Annotated in this window: 17 protein-coding genes and 1 pseudogene; 8 read left to right on the plus strand and 10 right to left on the minus strand. The window is 62.2% G+C overall.

All coding sequences use genetic code 11. The annotated features are described in order from the left end of the window. Positions 1–59: 59 nt before the first annotated feature. From nthA to BN32_RS18165, 3 genes are read left to right on the plus strand one after another with little or no spacing between them, the layout of a single operon-like run. Positions 60–734 (plus strand): nitrile hydratase subunit alpha, encoded by a 675-nt coding sequence (nthA, locus tag BN32_RS18155; protein WP_019198913.1) that lies wholly within the window; start codon positions 60–62, stop codon positions 732–734. Further along, positions 731–1,393 carry a nitrile hydratase subunit beta gene (nthB, locus tag BN32_RS18160; protein ID WP_019198912.1) on the plus strand — a complete coding sequence of 221 codons (663 nt, stop codon included), beginning with the start codon at positions 731–733 and terminating at the stop codon, positions 1,391–1,393. Before nthA ends, nthB begins: the two co-directional genes overlap by 4 nt. Beyond that, positions 1,390–1,770: a nitrile hydratase accessory protein gene (locus tag BN32_RS18165; RefSeq protein WP_019198911.1), complete on the plus strand. Its 381-nt coding sequence runs from the start codon at positions 1,390–1,392 to the stop codon at positions 1,768–1,770. Before nthB ends, BN32_RS18165 begins: the two co-directional genes overlap by 4 nt. A gap of 163 nt (positions 1,771–1,933) precedes the next feature. Here the strand turns inward: BN32_RS18165 and BN32_RS28080 are convergent, their stop codons facing one another. From BN32_RS28080 to BN32_RS18180, 5 genes and pseudogenes are all read right to left on the minus strand, one after another. After that, on the minus strand, positions 1,934–2,068 hold the full coding sequence (locus BN32_RS28080) for a hypothetical protein (protein ID WP_283805253.1): 135 nt from the start codon (positions 2,066–2,068) through the stop codon (positions 1,934–1,936). Continuing rightward, the gene (locus BN32_RS27825) at positions 2,046–2,270 is read right to left on the minus strand and encodes a GDCCVxC domain-containing (seleno)protein (protein ID WP_082773581.1); all 225 of its coding nucleotides are present in this window, start codon (positions 2,268–2,270) and stop codon (positions 2,046–2,048) included. Before BN32_RS27825 ends, BN32_RS28080 begins: the two co-directional genes overlap by 23 nt. Before the next feature lie 100 nt (positions 2,271–2,370). Then, the gene (locus tag BN32_RS18170; protein ID WP_019198909.1) at positions 2,371–3,045 is read right to left on the minus strand and encodes an MBL fold metallo-hydrolase; all 675 of its coding nucleotides are present in this window, start codon (positions 3,043–3,045) and stop codon (positions 2,371–2,373) included. Between the two features lie 86 nt (positions 3,046–3,131). Continuing rightward, positions 3,132–5,558 carry an EAL domain-containing protein gene (locus tag BN32_RS18175; protein WP_019198908.1) on the minus strand — a complete coding sequence of 809 codons (2,427 nt, stop codon included), beginning with the start codon at positions 5,556–5,558 and terminating at the stop codon, positions 3,132–3,134. A gap of 292 nt (positions 5,559–5,850) precedes the next feature. Beyond that, positions 5,851–6,790: pseudogene (locus BN32_RS18180) on the minus strand (vWA domain-containing protein). 148 nt (positions 6,791–6,938) lie between these two features. Between BN32_RS18180 and BN32_RS18185 the strand changes: the two are divergent. Beyond that, the gene (locus BN32_RS18185) at positions 6,939–7,430 is read left to right on the plus strand and encodes an MmcB family DNA repair protein (RefSeq protein WP_019198905.1); all 492 of its coding nucleotides are present in this window, start codon (positions 6,939–6,941) and stop codon (positions 7,428–7,430) included. Here BN32_RS18185 and BN32_RS18190 read toward each other — a convergent pair. From BN32_RS18190 to BN32_RS18205, 4 genes are all read right to left on the minus strand, one after another. Next, the gene (locus BN32_RS18190; protein WP_019198904.1) at positions 7,409–8,020 is read right to left on the minus strand and encodes a biliverdin-producing heme oxygenase; all 612 of its coding nucleotides are present in this window, start codon (positions 8,018–8,020) and stop codon (positions 7,409–7,411) included. The genes BN32_RS18185 and BN32_RS18190 overlap by 22 nt on opposite strands. Positions 8,021–8,063: 43 nt before the next feature. Continuing rightward, complete coding sequence (locus BN32_RS18195) at positions 8,064–8,285, minus strand: hypothetical protein (RefSeq protein ID WP_019198903.1); 222 nt, start codon at positions 8,283–8,285, stop codon at positions 8,064–8,066. A 91-nt stretch (positions 8,286–8,376) separates the two neighbouring features. Beyond that, the gene (locus tag BN32_RS18200) at positions 8,377–8,931 is read right to left on the minus strand and encodes an ActR/PrrA/RegA family redox response regulator transcription factor (RefSeq protein ID WP_019198902.1); all 555 of its coding nucleotides are present in this window, start codon (positions 8,929–8,931) and stop codon (positions 8,377–8,379) included. Positions 8,932–9,041: 110 nt separating this feature from the next. Further along, positions 9,042–10,364, minus strand: coding sequence for an ActS/PrrB/RegB family redox-sensitive histidine kinase (locus BN32_RS18205; RefSeq protein ID WP_019198901.1), 1,323 nt, complete (start codon positions 10,362–10,364; stop codon positions 9,042–9,044). A 109-nt stretch (positions 10,365–10,473) separates the two neighbouring features. Here BN32_RS18205 and BN32_RS18210 point away from each other — a divergent pair, with 109 nt between their 5' ends. The 4 genes from BN32_RS18210 to BN32_RS18225 all read left to right on the plus strand — a co-directional run bounded on the left by BN32_RS18210 (position 10,474) and on the right by BN32_RS18225 (position 14,632). Further along, entirely contained in the window at positions 10,474–11,268 is a 795-nt protein-coding gene (locus BN32_RS18210; protein ID WP_051488543.1) for an ABC transporter ATP-binding protein, read from the plus strand. Then, complete coding sequence (locus BN32_RS18215) at positions 11,265–12,095, plus strand: ABC transporter permease (protein ID WP_019198899.1); 831 nt, start codon at positions 11,265–11,267, stop codon at positions 12,093–12,095. Before BN32_RS18210 ends, BN32_RS18215 begins: the two co-directional genes overlap by 4 nt. Before the next feature lie 119 nt (positions 12,096–12,214). Then, the gene (locus tag BN32_RS18220; RefSeq protein WP_019198898.1) at positions 12,215–13,540 is read left to right on the plus strand and encodes a polyhydroxyalkanoate depolymerase; all 1,326 of its coding nucleotides are present in this window, start codon (positions 12,215–12,217) and stop codon (positions 13,538–13,540) included. Positions 13,541–13,792: 252 nt separating this feature from the next. Continuing rightward, complete coding sequence (locus BN32_RS18225; protein WP_019198897.1) at positions 13,793–14,632, plus strand: M48 family metallopeptidase; 840 nt, start codon at positions 13,793–13,795, stop codon at positions 14,630–14,632. A 70-nt stretch (positions 14,633–14,702) separates the two neighbouring features. On the opposite strand, the gene BN32_RS18230 is transcribed toward BN32_RS18225, so the two are convergent. Then, the gene (locus BN32_RS18230; protein WP_019198896.1) at positions 14,703–16,988 is read right to left on the minus strand and encodes a transglycosylase domain-containing protein; all 2,286 of its coding nucleotides are present in this window, start codon (positions 16,986–16,988) and stop codon (positions 14,703–14,705) included. Positions 16,989–17,097: the final 109 nt, after the last annotated feature.

The raw sequence follows: 17,097 nt of genomic DNA on the forward strand, positions 1-17,097 counted from the left end.
GTTGCGACCTGCCATTCGCGCTCTCGACACGCGAAGGCGGGTGGGATTATCCTTGCCTCATGAGTGGACACGATCACGATCATCACGACGATCATCACGACGATCATCACCATGGCCATCATCACCATCATGATGATCATTCCGAACTGTCGGAGACGGAATTGCGCGTCCGCGCGCTGGAATCCGTCCTGACCGAAAAAGGCTACGTCGACTCTGCGGCGCTCGATCTGCTGATCGAAACCTATGAGACCAAGGTCGGGCCGCGCAACGGTGCGCGCGTGATCGCAAAGGCCTGGGCTGATCCGGCCTATCGTGCGCGCCTGCTGGCCGATGCCACGCCCGCCATCGCCGAACTCGGTTACTCCGGGCGTCAGGGCGAGCACATCGTTGCGGTCGAGAACACCGAGCGGCAGCACAACATGGTCGTCTGCACGCTGTGCTCCTGTTATCCGTGGTCGGTGCTCGGCCTGCCGCCAGTCTGGTACAAGGCCGCGCCGTACCGGTCGCGCGCGGTGATCGATCCGCGCGGCGTGCTGCGCGATTTCGGCTTTGAGCTTCCGGCCGACACGGAGATTCGCGTGTGGGATTCCACCGCCGAGATCCGTTATCTGGTGGTGCCGCAGCGACCCGCCGGCACCGAGGGCTGGAGTGAGGAGCAACTTGCGGAACTGGTCACGCGCGACAGCATGATCGGGACCGGTTTCGCGAAATTACCAGGACAGGCCGCACCATGAACGGCGCGCATGACATGGGCGGCGTCGATGGCTTCGGTCCGGTGAGGCCTGAGCCGAACGAGCCGGTGTTTCATGGCGAGTGGGAGCGGCGGGTTCTGGCGATGACGCTGGCGATGGCACGGCCCGGCGGCTGGAACATCGACATGTCCCGTTTCGCCCGCGAGGACCGATCGCCCGCGGATTATCTCGGCAAGAGTTACTACCAGATCTGGCTCGTGGGTCTGGAGCGGCTGATGCAGGAGCGCGGTCTGGTGATGCCGGATGAGGTCGAGGCCGGCCGCATGTTGCATCCGCCGAAGGCTGACGTGGCTGTCCTGGCGCGCGACGACGTCGACGGCATGTTGCGCCGGGGCGCGCCGACGGCGCGCGACGCAACGTCGGCGCCGCTGTTCGCCGTCGGCGACCGCGTGCGTGCAAAGAACATTCATCCGGCAGGCCATGTCCGGCTGCCCCGCTATGTTCGGGGTCATACCGGTGTGGTGGAGTTGCTTCATGGTGCGCATGTCTTTGCGGACAGCAATGCGCGCGGCACAGGCGAAAATCCGCAGCAGCTTTACACCGTGCGCTTTACCGGCCCGGAGTTATGGGGCGAACGCGCCGATCCGCGCACTGCAGTTTCGGTGGACGCCTGGGAAACCTATCTGGAGCGCGCCGAATGACGATTGACCAACGCGCAGCGATGCAGGCCACGGCGAGCGTTCCAGGAATTCCGCGCGACGACGAGGGGCCGGTGTTTCGCGAGCCATGGGAGGCACGCGCCTTCGCCATGGCGCTGGCGCTGCATGCGCGCGGCCTGTTCACATGGACGGAATGGGCGGACGCACTGGCGCAGCAAATCAAGCTTGCGCAGGCCGACGGCGACGCCGACACCGGCGAGACCTATTACCGGCACTGGCTCGCGACGCTTGAGAAACTGGTGACGGCGAAGGATATCGCGGCGGCGAACGAGCTGCGTCGCTATCGTGATGCGTGGGATCACGCCGCCGACCGCACGCCGCACGGCCAGCCGATCGAGTTGGCGGCTGAAGATTTCTGATCGAGGGTTTGGAGCACGATCCGCTCGCGTTGAACGAATACTCTTTCCGTTCATTCCCGCGAAAGCGGGAATCCAGTTCTTTCAAAGAGTGGGTTCCCGCTTGTTGCGTTAGACGCGCTTCGCGCCTTTGCGCGGGGGCGACCGGGATGACATGCGCTGGACGCTAACCCGTTTCGTCGGTCAGGAACGGATTGGTCATGCGCTCGTGGCCGAAATTCGAGCCGAGGCCGTGGCTGCAGACGATATCGGCGTGGCGTGATCGCCGTTCTCGACGTTCAGCTTTTGCAGCACGCCGCACCTGCTTCTCCGTCCCGTTGTGCCTGGATGGGTGGGCAGGACAGGGAGCCGTAGGAACAAAATACACAGCAGTCTCCTGTCTTCGGCTTCAGCCGCGTGCCGCAACCCTTACAGTCGTAGAAAAACTGGCAGGCGTCGGTGGGCATTGTTTCCATCGCGCGATGGCCGCAATCCGGACAGATGATCGTTGATTCAAGCTGCATCGACTCACTTTACACGCGCCAATGGGTCTCCTTCGGAAAATGACACTCAAACAAATGTGAAGGAGGGGTGAGTACTCCCTCACGAGCGTCAATCGCCTCGCTAGCCCATCTCGCTGTGGTTCAGGAACGGATTGGTCATGCGCTCGTGGCCGAAATTCGAACCGGGACCATGGCCGCAGATGAAGCCGATATCGTCGCCGAGCGGCAACAGTTTGTCCTTGATGGAACTGATCAGCGTGGCGTGATCGCCGCCGGGCAGGTCGGTGCGCCCGACCGAGCCGTTGAACAGCACGTCACCCACGATCGCGAAACGCATGTCCTTGTTGAAGAACGCCACGCTGCCCGGCGAATGTCCGGGGCAATGATAGACGTCGAACGTGAGATCGCCGATCTTGACCTGATCGCCTTCATTCAGCCAGCGGTCCGGCGCGAAGTTGCGCACGCCGGTCATGCCGAAATTGGCGCCGCTCGCGACGACGTTGTCGAGCAGGTATTTGTCCGCGACATGCGGACCCACGATAGGCACTTTCAATTCGTCGCGAAGTTCCGCCGCGCCGCCGACGTGATCGATATGGCCATGGGTGATCCAGATCTCGTCGACCGTGATGCCAGCCTGCTTGATCGCGGCGAGGATGTCCGGAACGTCTCCGCCGGGATCGATCACGACCCCATGCATGGTCGCTGCGTTCCACAGCAGCGTGCAATTCTGCTGAAACGGCGAGACCGGTACGATCAGGGCACCGGCTTTGGCGGCAGTCTTCGATTCATCTGTCATGCGGGCCACAATGCTGATTTTTTGCGCCGCGCCAAGTGGATTCCGACGAATCTTGCCGATGAGAGGGTTACCCGCCGCCGGCGCGGTCAGGCCACGCGCAGATTTGGTGCGGCGGTGCTGACCATGTCGAACGGTTCCGGGCGGCCGACGCCGTAGCCTTGCGCGTAATCGACTCCGATTTCGCGAAGCGCCTGGAGAATGGCATCGTTTTCGACGAATTCGGCGATGGTCTGTTTGCCCATGACCTTGCCGATCCGGCAGATCATTTCGACCATGGCCCGGTCGATCGGATCGTCGAGCATGTCCTTGACGAACCCGCCGTCGATCTTGAGGTAGTTCACCGGAAGATGTTTCAGGTAACCGAACGACGACATGCCGCTGCCGAAGTCGTCGAGCGAGAACCGGCATCCGAGTTTCTGCAGCACGCCGATGAAGCGGTTGGCGTTGTCGATATTGGCGATCGCGCTGGTTTCGGTGATCTCGAAGCAGATCATCGCCGGCGGAATGCTGAAAAGCTCGAGCTGCTCGCGGACGTAGTCGATGAAACCTTCGTCGCTGAAAGTTGCGCCTGACAGGTTGATCGCGCAGGTGGCGATGTTCTCCGGTGCGATGCTGCCGATCCGCGCAGAGATAATATCGAAAGCGTGATGCACGACCCAGCGGTCGATCAGGGGCATCAGGCCGTAGCGTTCGGCAGCAGGAATGAAATCGCCTGGAGGCACCAGATTGCCGTCCCTGTCGCGCAGCCGCAACAGCAGCTCGATATGCGCGCCGGCTTGTCCGGTGTCGTGCAGGGCGGCGATGGTCTGTGCGTAGAGACAGAAGCGCTCTTCTTCCAGCGCGTCGTGAATGCGTTGCACCCACGCCATTTCACCAAAGCGATGCAGCAGTTCGGTGTCGCTCGGATTGTGGATCTGGATCCGGTTGCGGCCCTTCTCCTTGGCAAGGTAGCAGGCGAGGTCCGCCGTGCGCAGGGTTTCATTCTTCGTGGCGTTCTCGCGCATCTGAACGAGACCGATGCTCGCGGTGACCGTGAACGGACGCCCGTTCCAGACGAAGTTGAGATCCTGCACCGCCTGTCGCAGCCGCTCCGCGACAATCGCCGCGCGTTCGAGGTCGCCGTTCCCCAGCAGGATCGCGAACTCGTCGCCGCCAAGCCGCGCCAGCAGGTCTTCGACCCGCAGATGCAGTTGCAGCGCCACGGCGACTTCGCACAAGAGCTTGTCGCCGGCGGCGTGGCCGCAGGTATCGTTGATGATCTTGAACTGGTCGAGGTCGAGGAACATGAGCGCGTGCGGCCCGTCCCGGTGGTGGTCCTGATGCCGCAAGACCTTTTCCAGCCGGTGCTCGAACTCTCGGCGATTGGCCAGCTTGGTCAGGCTGTCGTGTGAGGCCTGCCATGACAGGCGGGCGATGTATTTCTTTTCGCTGGTCATGTCGTGCAGCACCAGCACGGCGCCCGCAACGGCGCCCTCCTTGTAGAGCGGCGTTCCGATCATCGAAATCGCGACGGACGTGGAATCCGGCCGTTGCAGCAATTGCGGACGCGTGGGGTGAGTGAGGTCGCCGCCTTCCAGAATCTGTTCGATCTGGCTTTCGCGCGGTTGTCCGGTCTCTTCGTCGAGAATGCGGAACAGCGAGGCGACCGGCAGTCCTCTGGCGGCCAGCGCGCGGCAGGCGACCAGTCGCTCGGCGGCCGGATTCATGTATTCGACGTTGCCCTTTGCATCGGTGCTGATGACGGCGTCGCCGATGGCCGCGAGGGTGATCTGCGCGCGTTCCTTCTCGGTGCGCAGCGCATGCACGAATCTGCGGCGCTGCGCCATGAAGTAACGCGTTAGCGTCAGCAGCAGACCCACCAGCAGCGCGGCGACGAGCAGATTGGCGATGGTCAGGACGAGCTTGACCTGCCGCGATCCGTTACCGAGGCTTTCGGCGAAACCTGTCGCCTCGGGCGCGATGCGGGCGTTGAACTGGTCGATCCGCTCGCGCAGCGAGCTGAGTTGCGAGGGCGAAACCAGCGTGCCGTTTTGTTCGATCTGGATTTGCTTCGCAAGGCCGGTGAGTTCATCGAGCATCGGGTCGCTGTTGACCCAGTGCGTGATCGCTTTCCTGAAAGGCGGCAACTCCCGGAAATAGCGATACAGCCAGATGACGCCGTCGATGTCGTCGGGGTGAATTCCGCCTAGCAGGAAACCGGCGCGGGCGGCTGCGAGGTCCGGAGGCTTCTGTTCCAGCGCGAGACGCGCGGTGCGGTCGCCCAGCGGTCCGGCGATGGCTTTCTCGTATTGTTCGAAGTGCTGATCGTTGCCGGTTTCGCCGTAGAGATAGAGATGGTGGACGGCGTTCTTCTGGCCTTTCGACCACAGGCTTTCGCCGCCGACATAGGCGCGGACGGACGACAGGATGCTCAGGCTCATGCCTGCAAGAAAGGCCTGCAACAGGATAATGGCGATGAAGGGCGAGACCAGCCGCAGCAGACGCATTTTCGCGGATACAAAATTGAACTTCATCGGACGCCGTACGCCCCCCGCCTGCTGTTTGACGTGAATTCCCTGTCTGCCATTCTCACTCCAGCGCAGGCGGCGTAGGTCTTGGCCTCGTCCGAATGCGCGAGTTCCAACACTGGCGGTAACCGATTAAGAACGCGCGAATGTTGCTCCTTCCGGTTGCGGAACCCGAAAGTTGCGTGAATCGCGCGTAAATTTTCCGGGATGTTTTGTAACTGTAAACCGGCCGCCGGGAGGGCGGCCGGTCGAATCGCCAGAAACAGGTCCCGGGCCAGCCGGAAACGCGAAATAAACCTTATCGCTTCGTCTGGGCTTTCAGCGTGTCCTCAACGACGCGGTCGAATGATGAGACCTTGGCGGGCGCGGCGCTGCGCTTCTTGTCGGTGACGTAAGCATCCCGCTTCTGCACCAGGATGGCGAGTTTCTCGTTCAGGGTCTTGCGGGCCAGCGTCCGCCGTTCGAGTTCGGCCTTGCGCTGATCGGGGGAGAGCTTGCGCAAATCGTCGGGAAGCTCGTCATCCCTGACGTTGCCGAGCGTCGCGCGGCCGGACGCAACAGCGCCGACAAGGTCGCCGTCGCCGGTAACCGCTTCAGAGGAGATCTTCGAACGCTTGTTGAGATAGCTCGCCATGTCGGATGCCTGCGCCGGCGCCGCCGCCGCGACCTGTGACAACTGCCGGGTTTTTTCCTCGACGCGTTTCTGCAGCTTCATCGGTCCATAGGGAATCACGGTGCCGTTGATTTCCTTCTGCAGGATGATGATGTCGTCGTCGTAAGGCGTCTCGATCACCACGACCTCGCCGCCGTCCTGCGGAATCGGAATGAAGCGGCCGTCGCCGAGTTGTGCGATGTCCTGCCAGACGCGCTCGGTGTCGCGCGCGCCGCCGGCGAGCACAGCGTTGACCACGATGTCGCGCTGTCTGGCCACCGCGAGCGTCTTCGGATATTTGGTGTCTTGCGCGTAGTCCATGTGCGGCGGTGCATCGCCAACCAGAAACACGATGCTTCGCATCGCTGCCCTTGCTCCATTGCAACGTGTTGACCGCCACATCGAGCGCTTCGTTGACGCTCTCTGGCCAGTCGCCGCCGCCCCGCGCTTTCAGTTCGACGAACGCGACTTCGACGGCCGGTTTCGCAACGGCTTGCGACAATGTCGCGGTGATCGGCAATGTGAGAACGGCAAGTGCGAGTCCATAGCCGCCGAATTTGAATTTGTCGGTGATGCGTGAGTCCATTTCCCCCTCCAAGGGCTGAAACCGGGTTCGCTCCCAGCGGAACCGATGGTTCCCATGCTTCGCGACGGCGCGGGGTCCGAATTGTGTCGCGCGGCGTACGCTTTTGGGGCTGAGGAGCTTTTGCTTTTCTGCTACCCTCCCCGGAATCATGCATTCACCGTTTCGCCATATCGAGCCGAGTTTGCCGCCGGATCGCCGCCAGTCCGACACCGCGCTGGCGATTGCGCGCGGCACTTCCAGGTTTTTGAGATCGTTGGGTTTTTCATGCATCAGCGAACTGACTTTGCCGTCAGGACGGCGCGCCGATCTGGTGGCGATGAACGCCCGGGGCGACATCTGGATCGTTGAAATCAAGTCGTCGGTCGAGGATCTGCGCGCCGATCAAAAATGGCAGGACTACCGGCTGCATTGCGACCGGCTGTTCTTCGCCTTCACGCAGGATTTGCCCTGCGAACTGTTTCCGCCCGATGCCGGATTGATCGTCGCCGACGCCTACGGCGCGCATCTGCATTGCGACGCGCCCGAGCATCGGCTGCCGGCCGCGACGCGCAAATCGATGCTGATCAGTTTTGGATTGCTGGCGGCGCAGCGCATGCACCGGCTGGCCGATCCGCAGGGTTATCCGGGTGTCGGCGAGTAGGCGCCGCTTTCGCCGCCGCGTGTAAAGTCCACGACGGCGTTTGCCATCGGCCTCAAGGCAGTCTCGAACATCGCGAATGCGATTTCCGCGCCACGGATCACGCCTGCCGTATCGCTTTGCGCGGCGGGATGAGTTTCCAGCAACGTGAGAAAACTTGGCCAGAATCGTTTGCCGAAGCCGTGACGAAGATAGGCCGTCGCGTTCATCGCATCCGAGTCGGGGTGCTCCGCAAGACGCGCGAGCATCACGCGTGATCCCATGCGCGAGGCTTCAAGCACGTAGACCGCGCCGAGCATTTCCGCCGCCGATCCGAAACCGGGCGCGGGTAGCGGATTGCAGGAGATGTTCAACGTCGCGAGGTCGCGTTCGAGCGCCGGGGTGCGGATACGTTGCGTCCAGTCCGGGATCAGACTTTCAATGCCACCGGCTTCCAGCGCGGCTTCGAGAGGAACCAACACTTCGGCCTGACTGCGCAGGAAGCCCTCGTGATAGAGGGGAATCGCCAAGTCGAGCTTTGCCAGCGCGACGTCAAGACGACTGTGCGACGTCTGTGTCGCTTCGCGGATCGTATCCCAGATTGCGGCGCCCATGATGGTTTCGCCTTTGATGCTGCGTGTGATCTCGCGCTTGAGATTACGTCACCACGATTTCGCGGGAGGGGACCAGCGGCTCAAGCAGCGTCGTCACATAATTGCGTGTGATCTGAGCCGGATAGGCTTCCCGCCTGCGGACGGTAATGCGCGGCGCACGCAGGCTCGATCCCGTCGGCCAGTCGATGCGATAATCTTCAACCAGGCCAAACTGTTTGGTGACTTCGAGCCGGGACGAGATTTCGATATGCCGCGCTTTTCGCATCTGCTCTCGGCGCCGCGGCCGCTCCCTTTCTGATGGTCCTGCGCGGATAACGCAGGGCCGATCACAAAAGTTCCGCGCCGTTGAGCCGCGCTTAGCGCGGTGCGCGCTTTGCCAGGATACGCTGCAAGGTCCGGCGGTGCATGTTCAGGCGGCGCGCCGTCTCGGACACGTTGCGATTGCACATTTCATAAATGCGCTGGATGTGTTCCCAGCGGACGCGATCGGCCGACATCGGGTTCTGCGGGAGCTGCGACTTGTCGGTGCCGCTCGCGAGCAGCGCCGCGACAACGTCGTCCGCGTCGGCGGGCTTCGAGAGATAATCGACCGCGCCCATCTTTACGGCGGTCACGGCGGTTGCGATGTTGCCATAGCCGGTCAGCACGATGGCGCGGGCATCCGGCCGCTGACGCTTCAGCGCCGAAACCACGTCGAGGCCGTTGCCGTCGCCGAGCCGCAGATCGACCACCGCGAAGGCTGGCGGGGTTTGATCGATATGATGGAGTCCGTCGGACACATTGTCGCAGGTGCTCACCGCAAAGCCGCGGGTTTCCATGGCGCGCGCCAGCCGGTCGAGAAATGCCTTGTCATCCTCGACAATCAGCAAGGAACGGTCGGCAATCTCGGTCAAATCGGCAGTTGCGGTCACGGTTTGCGCCTCCTGAGGTGTCCTACGATGTGTCTTATAGATATGGCGCGTCAATCGGGCGATGCCAAGGCCGGCGCGGCTTTTGCCGCCTAACCGCCGTGCGGCGCCTATTAAGTAAGGGTCTCTGACGGAACTTCCGAGGTCTCGAAGCTGCTGCGGGGCCAGACAATCGTGACGATCGCACCATGGTCGGGAAATGTGCGGTTGGTGAAAGACACCCGCGCGCCGGTTCGCTCCAGCAGGGTACGTGCGATGAAAACACCGAGGCCGAGGCCGCCACCGGTCGCGTCGCTGTTGCGCCGGCGTGTCAGATAGGGTTCGCCGATCCGCTTGAGAATGTCCGGCGCAATTCCCGGCCCGTCGTCGGACACGACGATCTCGACCGTGTTCGCATCCCACCACGCATTCACCTCGACGCGCTCGCGCGCGAAATCGACGGCGTTCTCCAGAATGTTGCCGACGCCGTAGAGGATCGCCGGATTACGCATGCCGGCCGGCTCGGCGTCCTGTGCCAGCGCGATGCGCACCTTGATGGCGATGCCGAAATCGCGATGCGGCGCGACCGTCTCTTCGATCAATGTGGAGAGCGGCATCCGGTCGAACGGCGCGCCCTGCGATGACAGTTGCGTGATCTTCGCGAGAATTTCGCGGCAGCGCTGCGCCTGCTCGCGCAGCGTCTTCAGGTCGTTGCGGGCGTGTTCGTCGAGGCCCTTGGCCTCGATCGCCTGCTCCAGTTCGCGCGAAATCAGGAAGATGGTGGACAGTGGTGTGCCCAGTTCATGCGCGGCGGCGGCCGCAAGGCCATCGATCTGGGTCAGGTGCTGTTCCCGCGTCAGCACAAGTTCGGTCGCGGCCAGCGCGTCGGACAGCTTGCGTGCTTCCTCGGTGACCTGAAACGCGTAGAGGCTGGTGACGCCGATCACTAGCACGATCGAAATCCAGACCGCGATCATGTAGGTGCGCGGCAGGACGAGAGGCTCCTCGCCGTTCCACGGCAACGGCAGATGGTAGAATCCGAGGGCCGTGGCGCAGGCCGCTGCAAAGATTCCGAGTCCGATCGTGATCCGCGTCGGCAGCGCGGTCGCGGAGATCAGGACCGGTGCAAGAAAGAGAAATGAAAATGGATTTTGCAGACCGCCCGTGAGGAAGAGCAGCGCGGCAAGCTCGGCGATGTTGAGGGTGAGAAGCGCCGCGGCATACCGGGGCGCCAGGCGGTGGACGGGGTTGAACCTGATCTGCAGAACCAGATTGAGAAGTGACGACAGCCCGATGATGACCACGCAGGGGATCACCGGGACCTCGAAATCGAGCCCTTCGGAGACGATGAAAATCGTCGCCAATTGCCCGAGCGCGGCAAGCCAGCGCAGCCTCAGAATGGTATCGAGGCGCACGTAGCGGTTCGGATGGCGGAAATCAGACGCAAGATCGCTCATCGGGTAGTCTTAGCGTCTGGCCACGCCGATCACAAACCGCGTCCACATCAGAGCATTGCATATCCGGCCCTTGCAGACACGGCGCGGTTGGCCCAATGAACGCCTTGTCATGAGTGCTCCGCTTCAAGCCCACGTCATGCCTCAGGCCGGTCCGGCAACGCCCGACGCCGCGATCCGGCTCGACCGGCTGGTGAAGGTCTACAAGACCACGCGCGCCGTGGACGATATCTCGTTTACGATTCCGCACGGCTCGGTGACGGGGCTGCTCGGCGGCAACGGCGCCGGCAAGACCACGACCATTTCCATGATTATGGGACTGGTGTCGCCGACCTCGGGCCGGGTCAGCGTGCTCGGATGCGCGATGCCCGAACAGAGCGCCGAGGTGCTCGGCCGGATGAATTTCGAAAGTCCCTACGTGGATATGCCCGGCCGTCTCACGGTGCGGCAGAATCTCACCGTGTTCGGCCGGCTCTACGGGGTGGAGCGCCTGAAGGACCGGATCGTTTCGCTTGCCGCCGATCTCGATCTCGGCGAATTCCTCGACCGCCCCAGCGGCAAGCTGTCGGCGGGCCAGAAGACCCGGGTCGCTCTGGCGAAAGCCCTGATCAACGAGCCGGAACTGCTGCTGCTGGACGAGCCGACCGCGTCGCTCGATCCGGACACCGCGGACTGGATCCGCAGTCATCTCGAAACCTACCGCAAGGAGCGCGGCGCCACGATCCTGCTGGCCTCGCACAACATGCTGGAAGTCGAACGGTTGTGCGACCGCGTCATCATCATGAAGCGCGGCCGCATCGAGGACGACGACAGTCCGGCGGCGATTCTTGCGCGCTATAACCGCGCCACGCTGGAAGAAGTGTTTCTCGATGTGGCGCGCGGCCGCGTGCAGCAGGCCGCATCATGAGCGGGGCCGGGCTTCGGCACACCAATCCACACGCCATTGCGCCGTATCGCATCGGCGCGATGATCCTGCGTCACTGGTATCTTCTCACGTCGTCATGGCCGCGGCTGCTTGAGCTGATCTACTGGCCGGTGCTGCAATTGATCACATGGGGCTTTTCGCAGGCCTACATCTCGCAGAACGCGGGATTCTTTGCCAAGGCCGGCGGCACCTTCATCGGCGCGGTGATCCTGTGGGACATCCTGTTCCGCGGTCAGCTCGGCTTCTCGATGTCGTTTCTCGAAGAGATGTGGTCGAAGAATCTCGGCAATCTCCTGATGAGTCCGCTCAAGGTCAGCGAATACCTGATCTCGTTGATGGTGATGAGCGTGGTGCGGCTGGCCGTTGGCGTCATTCCGATGACGATCCTCGCCATCGCTTTTTTCGGTTTCAACCTGTTCGGTTTCGGCCTCGCGCTGGTGGCGTTCTTTTGCAACCTGATCTTCACGAGCTGGTCGTTCGGGCTGATCTCGTCGGGGCTGGTGCTTCGCAACGGCATGGGTGCGGAGGGGCTGGCGTGGACGCTGATGTTCGCGCTGCTGCCGCTGACCTGCGTCTATTACCCGGTTTCGGTGTTGCCGGAATGGCTGCAGGTGGTGGCGTGGATGCTGCCGCCGACCTACGTCTTTGAGGGGATGCGGGCGCTGCTGATCGACCGCGTATTCCGCGCGGACCTGATGATCGAGGCACTGGCGATCAATGTGGTGTTGTTTGCCGCCTCGACTGTGGCCTTCCTGCTGCTGCTGAAGAGCGCCCGAAAGAATGGATCGCTGGTACAGAGCGGCGAATAGCCCTGTGGAAAGGGCGCTGTTCCGTTAATTAACCGCCTGTCCTGTAGATTCGTCGGATTGACGCTTTGCCGCAGTGCCGACAGTATGCTGCGTTGCGAAACTGGGATCGAGGACTAACCATGCCGATAGGCGAATTTGGCAGGCCGCCGAGCCTGCCGTCCGAAGTCAGCCCTGCGCTGACCACGCCCATGTACTGGGTGTACGAGATGGGCCAGGCTTCGCTCAATCCCGCGCGGGCCGTCGCCGACATGACGAAGCTGTGGTTCGAGAACCCGTTCAATCCGCTCGCGAGCACAGAGTTTGGAAAATCAGTGGCAGCCGGTTGCGAACTGTTCGAGCGCGCCACGCGTCGTTACGGCAAGCCGGAATGGGGGCTGCATGATACCGAAGTCAACGGCATGCGGGTTCCCGTCGAGATCAAGACGGTCTGGGAAAAGCCGTTCTGCCGCTTGCTGCATTTCGAGCGCAAGCTGACCCAGCCGCTGCGCGCGCCGCATCCGCGCGTGCTCATCGTCGCGCCGATGTCGGGGCACTACGCGACGCTGCTGCGCGGTACGGTCGAAGCCTTCATGCCGGCGCATGACGTCTACATCACCGATTGGGCCGATGCCCGCATGGTGCCGGTGGCGCAGGGCCGCTTCGATCTCGACGACTATGTCGATTACGTCATCGAGATGATCCACGCGCTCAAGGGCGACGTGCATGTCGTGGCAGTGTGCCAGCCGTCCGTGCCGGTGCTGGCTGCGGTGTCGATCATGGAAGCCGAGAAGGATCCTTACTTCCCGACCTCAATGACCCTGATGGGCGGCCCGATCGACACGCGGCGCAATCCGACCGGCGTGAACGATCTGGCTGAGCAAAAAGGGATCGAATGGTTCCGCAACAACGTCATCACCAAGGTGCCGTTCCCGCATCCGGGTTTCATGCGCGACGTCTATCCGGGATTTCTTCAGCTCACCGGCTTCATGAGCATGAACCTCGACCGCCATGTCGATGCGCACAAGAACCTGTTCAGCAATCTCGTCAAAGGCGATGGCGATCTCGTCGACAAGCATGTCGAGTTCTACGACGAATATCTGGCGGTGATGGATCTCACGGCCGAATTCTATCTGCAGACCGTCGATGTGGTGTTCGTGAAGCACGCTCTGCCGAAGGGCGAGATGAAGCATCGCGGCAAGCCGGTCGATCCATCGAAGATCGAGCGCGTAGCTCTCATGACGGTCGAAGGCGAGAACGACGATATCTCCGGTTTGGGGCAGACCGAAGCCACCCATGGCCTCTGCAGCTCGATTCCGGACACGCGGCGAGTGCATTATGTGCAGAAGGGCGTCGGCCACTACGGCGTGTTCAACGGCTCCCGCTTCAGGTCGGAAATCGTCCCGCGTATCTCCGATTTCATGCATTCGTCGGCCCATGCCAAGCGGGCTCTGGCGGCTGCGGAATAAGCTCTTTTTGGAGCTTTGGGGCGAAAAAGCCCCATTTTTGGGGGATTCTGGAGCTTTTCACTCTGGAGTCTCCCATCACTGCCATAAGCCTCTGAATCCACAATCGATTTTGCCGTCTGCAATTGCGGCGGAGGAGTGAATTCCCGCGGCACTTTCCGGCGCCGGTTCCGGCTTAGAAATGAATCGAAATTTCATGTTCCAGCCCCCCGGATGTAGGAGGCTAAGGCCTTAAAGCTACGATATATTGGGCAAATGATTTGTTTTTGCGCCGATGAATTTCACTGGCGGCGGATATGGCAGAATCCCGGCGAATTCCTGCTGTCCGGACCCGCTGACATGGCCTTTCGTGCTCTCCTTTATCGCCGCCCGACCGAACCGCGCACGCTTGCGGTGAAAATTGGCTCATCAATCTACACGATTCAGTTGCGGCGACATCGCCGCGCGCGTCGATACACCTTGCGTATTCATCCGAGCAGGCGCGAAGCCATCCTCACCATGCCTCCGCGTGGAAATCTGATTGAAGCCAAGGACTTCGCGCAGCGTCACGGCGCCTGGATCGCTGCGCGTCTCGGTGGTTTGCCCAAAGCCGCGCCGTTTTCACCTGGCACATCGGTGCCGTTGCGCGGGAATCTGCACCGGATCGTTCATCGTGCCGGTGTGCGTGGAACCGTGTGGCAGGAAATGCGCGACAGCGGCGACAAGATTCTGTGTGTCGCGGGTGATGTCGAGTTTATCGATCGCCGCATTCACGACTTCCTCAAGCGCGAAGCGCGCCGGGCGCTGACTGAAGCCTCGCATCGCTATGCTGACGTGCTTGGGGTCAAGGTCAAGCGGATCACCATCCGCGATCAGTCGAGCCGATGGGGGTCATGTACCTCCGCAGGCGCGCTGTCGTTCTCGTGGCGGCTTATTCTTGCGCCGCCTTATGTGCTGGATTACCTCGCGGCACATGAGGTTGCGCATCTGGTCGAGATGAACCACTCGCCGCGGTTCTGGAAAGTCGTGGCGAAAATTTGTCCGGCCACCGAACGCGCCAAGCGCTGGCTCGACACCCACGGCAACGATCTTCATCGCTATGGCATCGACGAATAACATCTGACCCGAGTGACATGCAGCGAGTCTGATTCAGTAAGGCTGAATCAGACTTCAGTTATGCGTACGATCAACGTCGTCCGCCGAATACCCGATCGATCAGCCAGCCATCGAGACCTGCTGCTGCTTCAGGCCGTGACGACGTCTGTGTAACGGGCGGCTGACTTTGTTGCGGAGTGCGCACCGGCGCATTCGGCGGCGGGAAATCCCGGTTGTTCGACTGTTGCGGATAAGCCTGCGCGGGGTAGGGCTGTTGCTGAGAAGGCGCGCGCGAAGTTCCCGGGAACAGGTTGGACAGGAAGCCGCCGGGCGACTGCATCGAGCCCGGCAGCGGCGATGCCGGCACGTTCTGGTGCGCGGCCTTCATGAAACGGGTCCATACCTCGACCGGCAGTCCGCCGCCGGTTGCCTTCTTCGTTGGAGAATTGTCGTCGTTACCCAGCCACACGCCGGTGACGAGGTTAGCGGTGTAACCGATGAACCAGGCATCACGGAAATCCTGGCTGGTGCCGGTCTTGCCGGCAGCCGACCAGCCCGGAATGTCCGCCTTCTTCGCGGTTCCCGTGACCAGCGTCTCGTGCATCATCACGTTCATCATGCCGACGGCGTTTGCGGCGATCACGCGCGTTGGCGGATCGTTGCGGCGCGCATACAGCACCTTGCCCTCGGGCGTGCGGATCCTGTTCACCACGTGAGGCGAAGCGGCGAGGCCGCCATTGGCGAAGGGCGCGTAAGCGCCCACCAGTTCATTGAGCGAAACTTCCGATGTGCCGAGCGAGAGTGTTGCGTTGGGCTCAAGCTTCGAGGCGATGCCGAGACGATGCGCGGTGCGCACCACATTGGCCGGGCCGACTTCGAGACCCAGACGCACAGCGACGGTGTTCAGCGACATCGACAGCGCCTGCGTCAGCGTCACCGGGCCGAAATATTCGCGGCTGTAGTTCTCGGGCCGCCAGCCCTTGACGTCGAGCGGCGCGTCCTGCCGCACGGTGTCAGGCGTCATCCCGGCCTCGACGGCGGTGAGATAGACGAACGGCTTGAACGCCGAGCCGGGCTGGCGTTTCGCCGTCACTGCGCGATTGAACTGGCTTTCCGCATAGTTGCGCCCGCCCACCATGGCGCGCACCGCGCCTTCTGGCGTCATGGCCACCAATGCGCCCTGCGTGACGTTGAACTTCACGCTCTTGGTGGCCAGTTCATCGATGATCGCAGCTTCGGCGACACTCTGGAGTTTGGGATCGATCGATGTTTCCACCACGATGTTCTGGTCGATCTGGCCGACGAGATCGTCAAGCACTTCGCCGATCCAGTCAGCGACATAGTTGATGGTGCCCGCGCCGACCGGCCGCACGGCATAGGACGGCTTTTCGATTGCGGCCTTGGCCTGCGCGTCGGTGATGAACTTCACGTCGGCCATCGCGCTCAGCACGATCTGTGCGCGTTTCTCCGCGCCTTCCGGATTGCGGTTGGGCGCGAGCCGTGACGGCGACTTGACGAGACCGGCGAGCATCGCGGCTTCGGACACCGAGACGTTCTTTGCCGACTTGCCGAAATACTTCTGCGCTGCCGCTTCGACGCCATACGCGCCGGAGCCGAAATAAACCCGGTTAAGGTAAAGCTCCAGAATCTCGTTCTTCGAGTATTTCCGTTCCAGCCAGAGCGCCAGTTCGACTTCCTGCAGCTTGCGCTGGAAGGTGCGTTCCTGCGTCAGGAACAGGTTTTTGGCGAGTTGCTGGCTCAGGGTCGAACCGCCCTGCGAGACGCCGCGATGCATGAGGTTGGCGACAGCGGCGCGCATGATGCCGGTGGGATCGACGCCGAAATGCGAATAGAAGCGGCGGTCTTCGATGGCGATAAACGCTTTCGGCAGATAGGGCGGCAGATCCTTCAGCGAGACATTGGCGCCCGGCATTTCGCCGCGCGTGGCGATGACGCTGCCGTCCATGCCGGTGATCTGAATGGTCGGCGGGCGCTTGGGAATTTCCAGCGACTGGATCGCGGGCAAATGCGCGCCGACCCAGATGACGACGCCAGCGCCGGCGATAATCGCCCACAGGCCGAGTACGGCGCCCCAATACACGAGGCGACCGAAACCGGACCGCGCGCGTCCCTTCGCCTTGGCCTTACTTTCCTTGCGGCCCGACGCGCGGGTCTTGCGCGGACGGGGTTCGCGCGGCGCGTCATCTTCGTCGTCATCGACCGGACGGCTTTTCGCACGCCGCTTCGGTCGGACGTCGTCGTCGTCCTCTGGCCCACCGACGCGGTCCCAAGGATTGAGGCGGACGTTATCGAGCGACGCGGCGCCGTCGAACTTCGGCTCCTTGCGGCCGCTCTTCTTTTTACGCCCCAACGCCATCCAAACCCGTGCCGGCAATGATGATTGTGCAAGGCGTGCAGGCTAGCGGCGGCGGTTTAAAGGCGCGTTACGCAAAGGTTAACGAGGGATTAGATGTTCCGTCGCGGCA

The sequence above is a fragment of the Afipia birgiae 34632 genome (assembly GCF_000308295.2).
GTDB classification, from domain to species: Bacteria; Pseudomonadota; Alphaproteobacteria; order Rhizobiales; family Xanthobacteraceae; genus Afipia; species Afipia birgiae.

What these genes read in the sequence shown, in the direction of transcription:
- nthA (WP_019198913.1), top strand. Translation starts at nt 60, where the DNA reads ATGAGTGGACACGATCACGATCATCACGACGATCATCACGACGATCAT.
- nthB (WP_019198912.1), top strand. Translation starts at nt 731, where the DNA reads ATGAACGGCGCGCATGACATGGGCGGCGTCGATGGCTTCGGTCCGGTG.
- BN32_RS18165 (WP_019198911.1), top strand. Translation starts at nt 1,390, where the DNA reads ATGACGATTGACCAACGCGCAGCGATGCAGGCCACGGCGAGCGTTCCA.
- BN32_RS27825 (WP_082773581.1), bottom strand. Translation starts at nt 2,270, where the DNA reads ATGCAGCTTGAATCAACGATCATCTGTCCGGATTGCGGCCATCGCGCG.
- BN32_RS18170 (WP_019198909.1), bottom strand. Translation starts at nt 3,045, where the DNA reads ATGACAGATGAATCGAAGACTGCCGCCAAAGCCGGTGCCCTGATCGTA.
- BN32_RS18175 (WP_019198908.1), bottom strand. Translation starts at nt 5,558, where the DNA reads ATGAAGTTCAATTTTGTATCCGCGAAAATGCGTCTGCTGCGGCTGGTC.
- BN32_RS18185 (WP_019198905.1), top strand. Translation starts at nt 6,939, where the DNA reads ATGCATTCACCGTTTCGCCATATCGAGCCGAGTTTGCCGCCGGATCGC.
- BN32_RS18190 (WP_019198904.1), bottom strand. Translation starts at nt 8,020, where the DNA reads ATGGGCGCCGCAATCTGGGATACGATCCGCGAAGCGACACAGACGTCG.
- BN32_RS18195 (WP_019198903.1), bottom strand. Translation starts at nt 8,285, where the DNA reads ATGCGAAAAGCGCGGCATATCGAAATCTCGTCCCGGCTCGAAGTCACC.
- BN32_RS18205 (WP_019198901.1), bottom strand. Translation starts at nt 10,364, where the DNA reads ATGAGCGATCTTGCGTCTGATTTCCGCCATCCGAACCGCTACGTGCGC.
- BN32_RS18210 (WP_051488543.1), top strand. Translation starts at nt 10,474, where the DNA reads ATGAGTGCTCCGCTTCAAGCCCACGTCATGCCTCAGGCCGGTCCGGCA.
- BN32_RS18215 (WP_019198899.1), top strand. Translation starts at nt 11,265, where the DNA reads ATGAGCGGGGCCGGGCTTCGGCACACCAATCCACACGCCATTGCGCCG.
- BN32_RS18220 (WP_019198898.1), top strand. Translation starts at nt 12,215, where the DNA reads ATGCCGATAGGCGAATTTGGCAGGCCGCCGAGCCTGCCGTCCGAAGTC.
- BN32_RS18225 (WP_019198897.1), top strand. Translation starts at nt 13,793, where the DNA reads ATGATTTGTTTTTGCGCCGATGAATTTCACTGGCGGCGGATATGGCAG.
- BN32_RS18230 (WP_019198896.1), bottom strand. Translation starts at nt 16,988, where the DNA reads ATGGCGTTGGGGCGTAAAAAGAAGAGCGGCCGCAAGGAGCCGAAGTTC.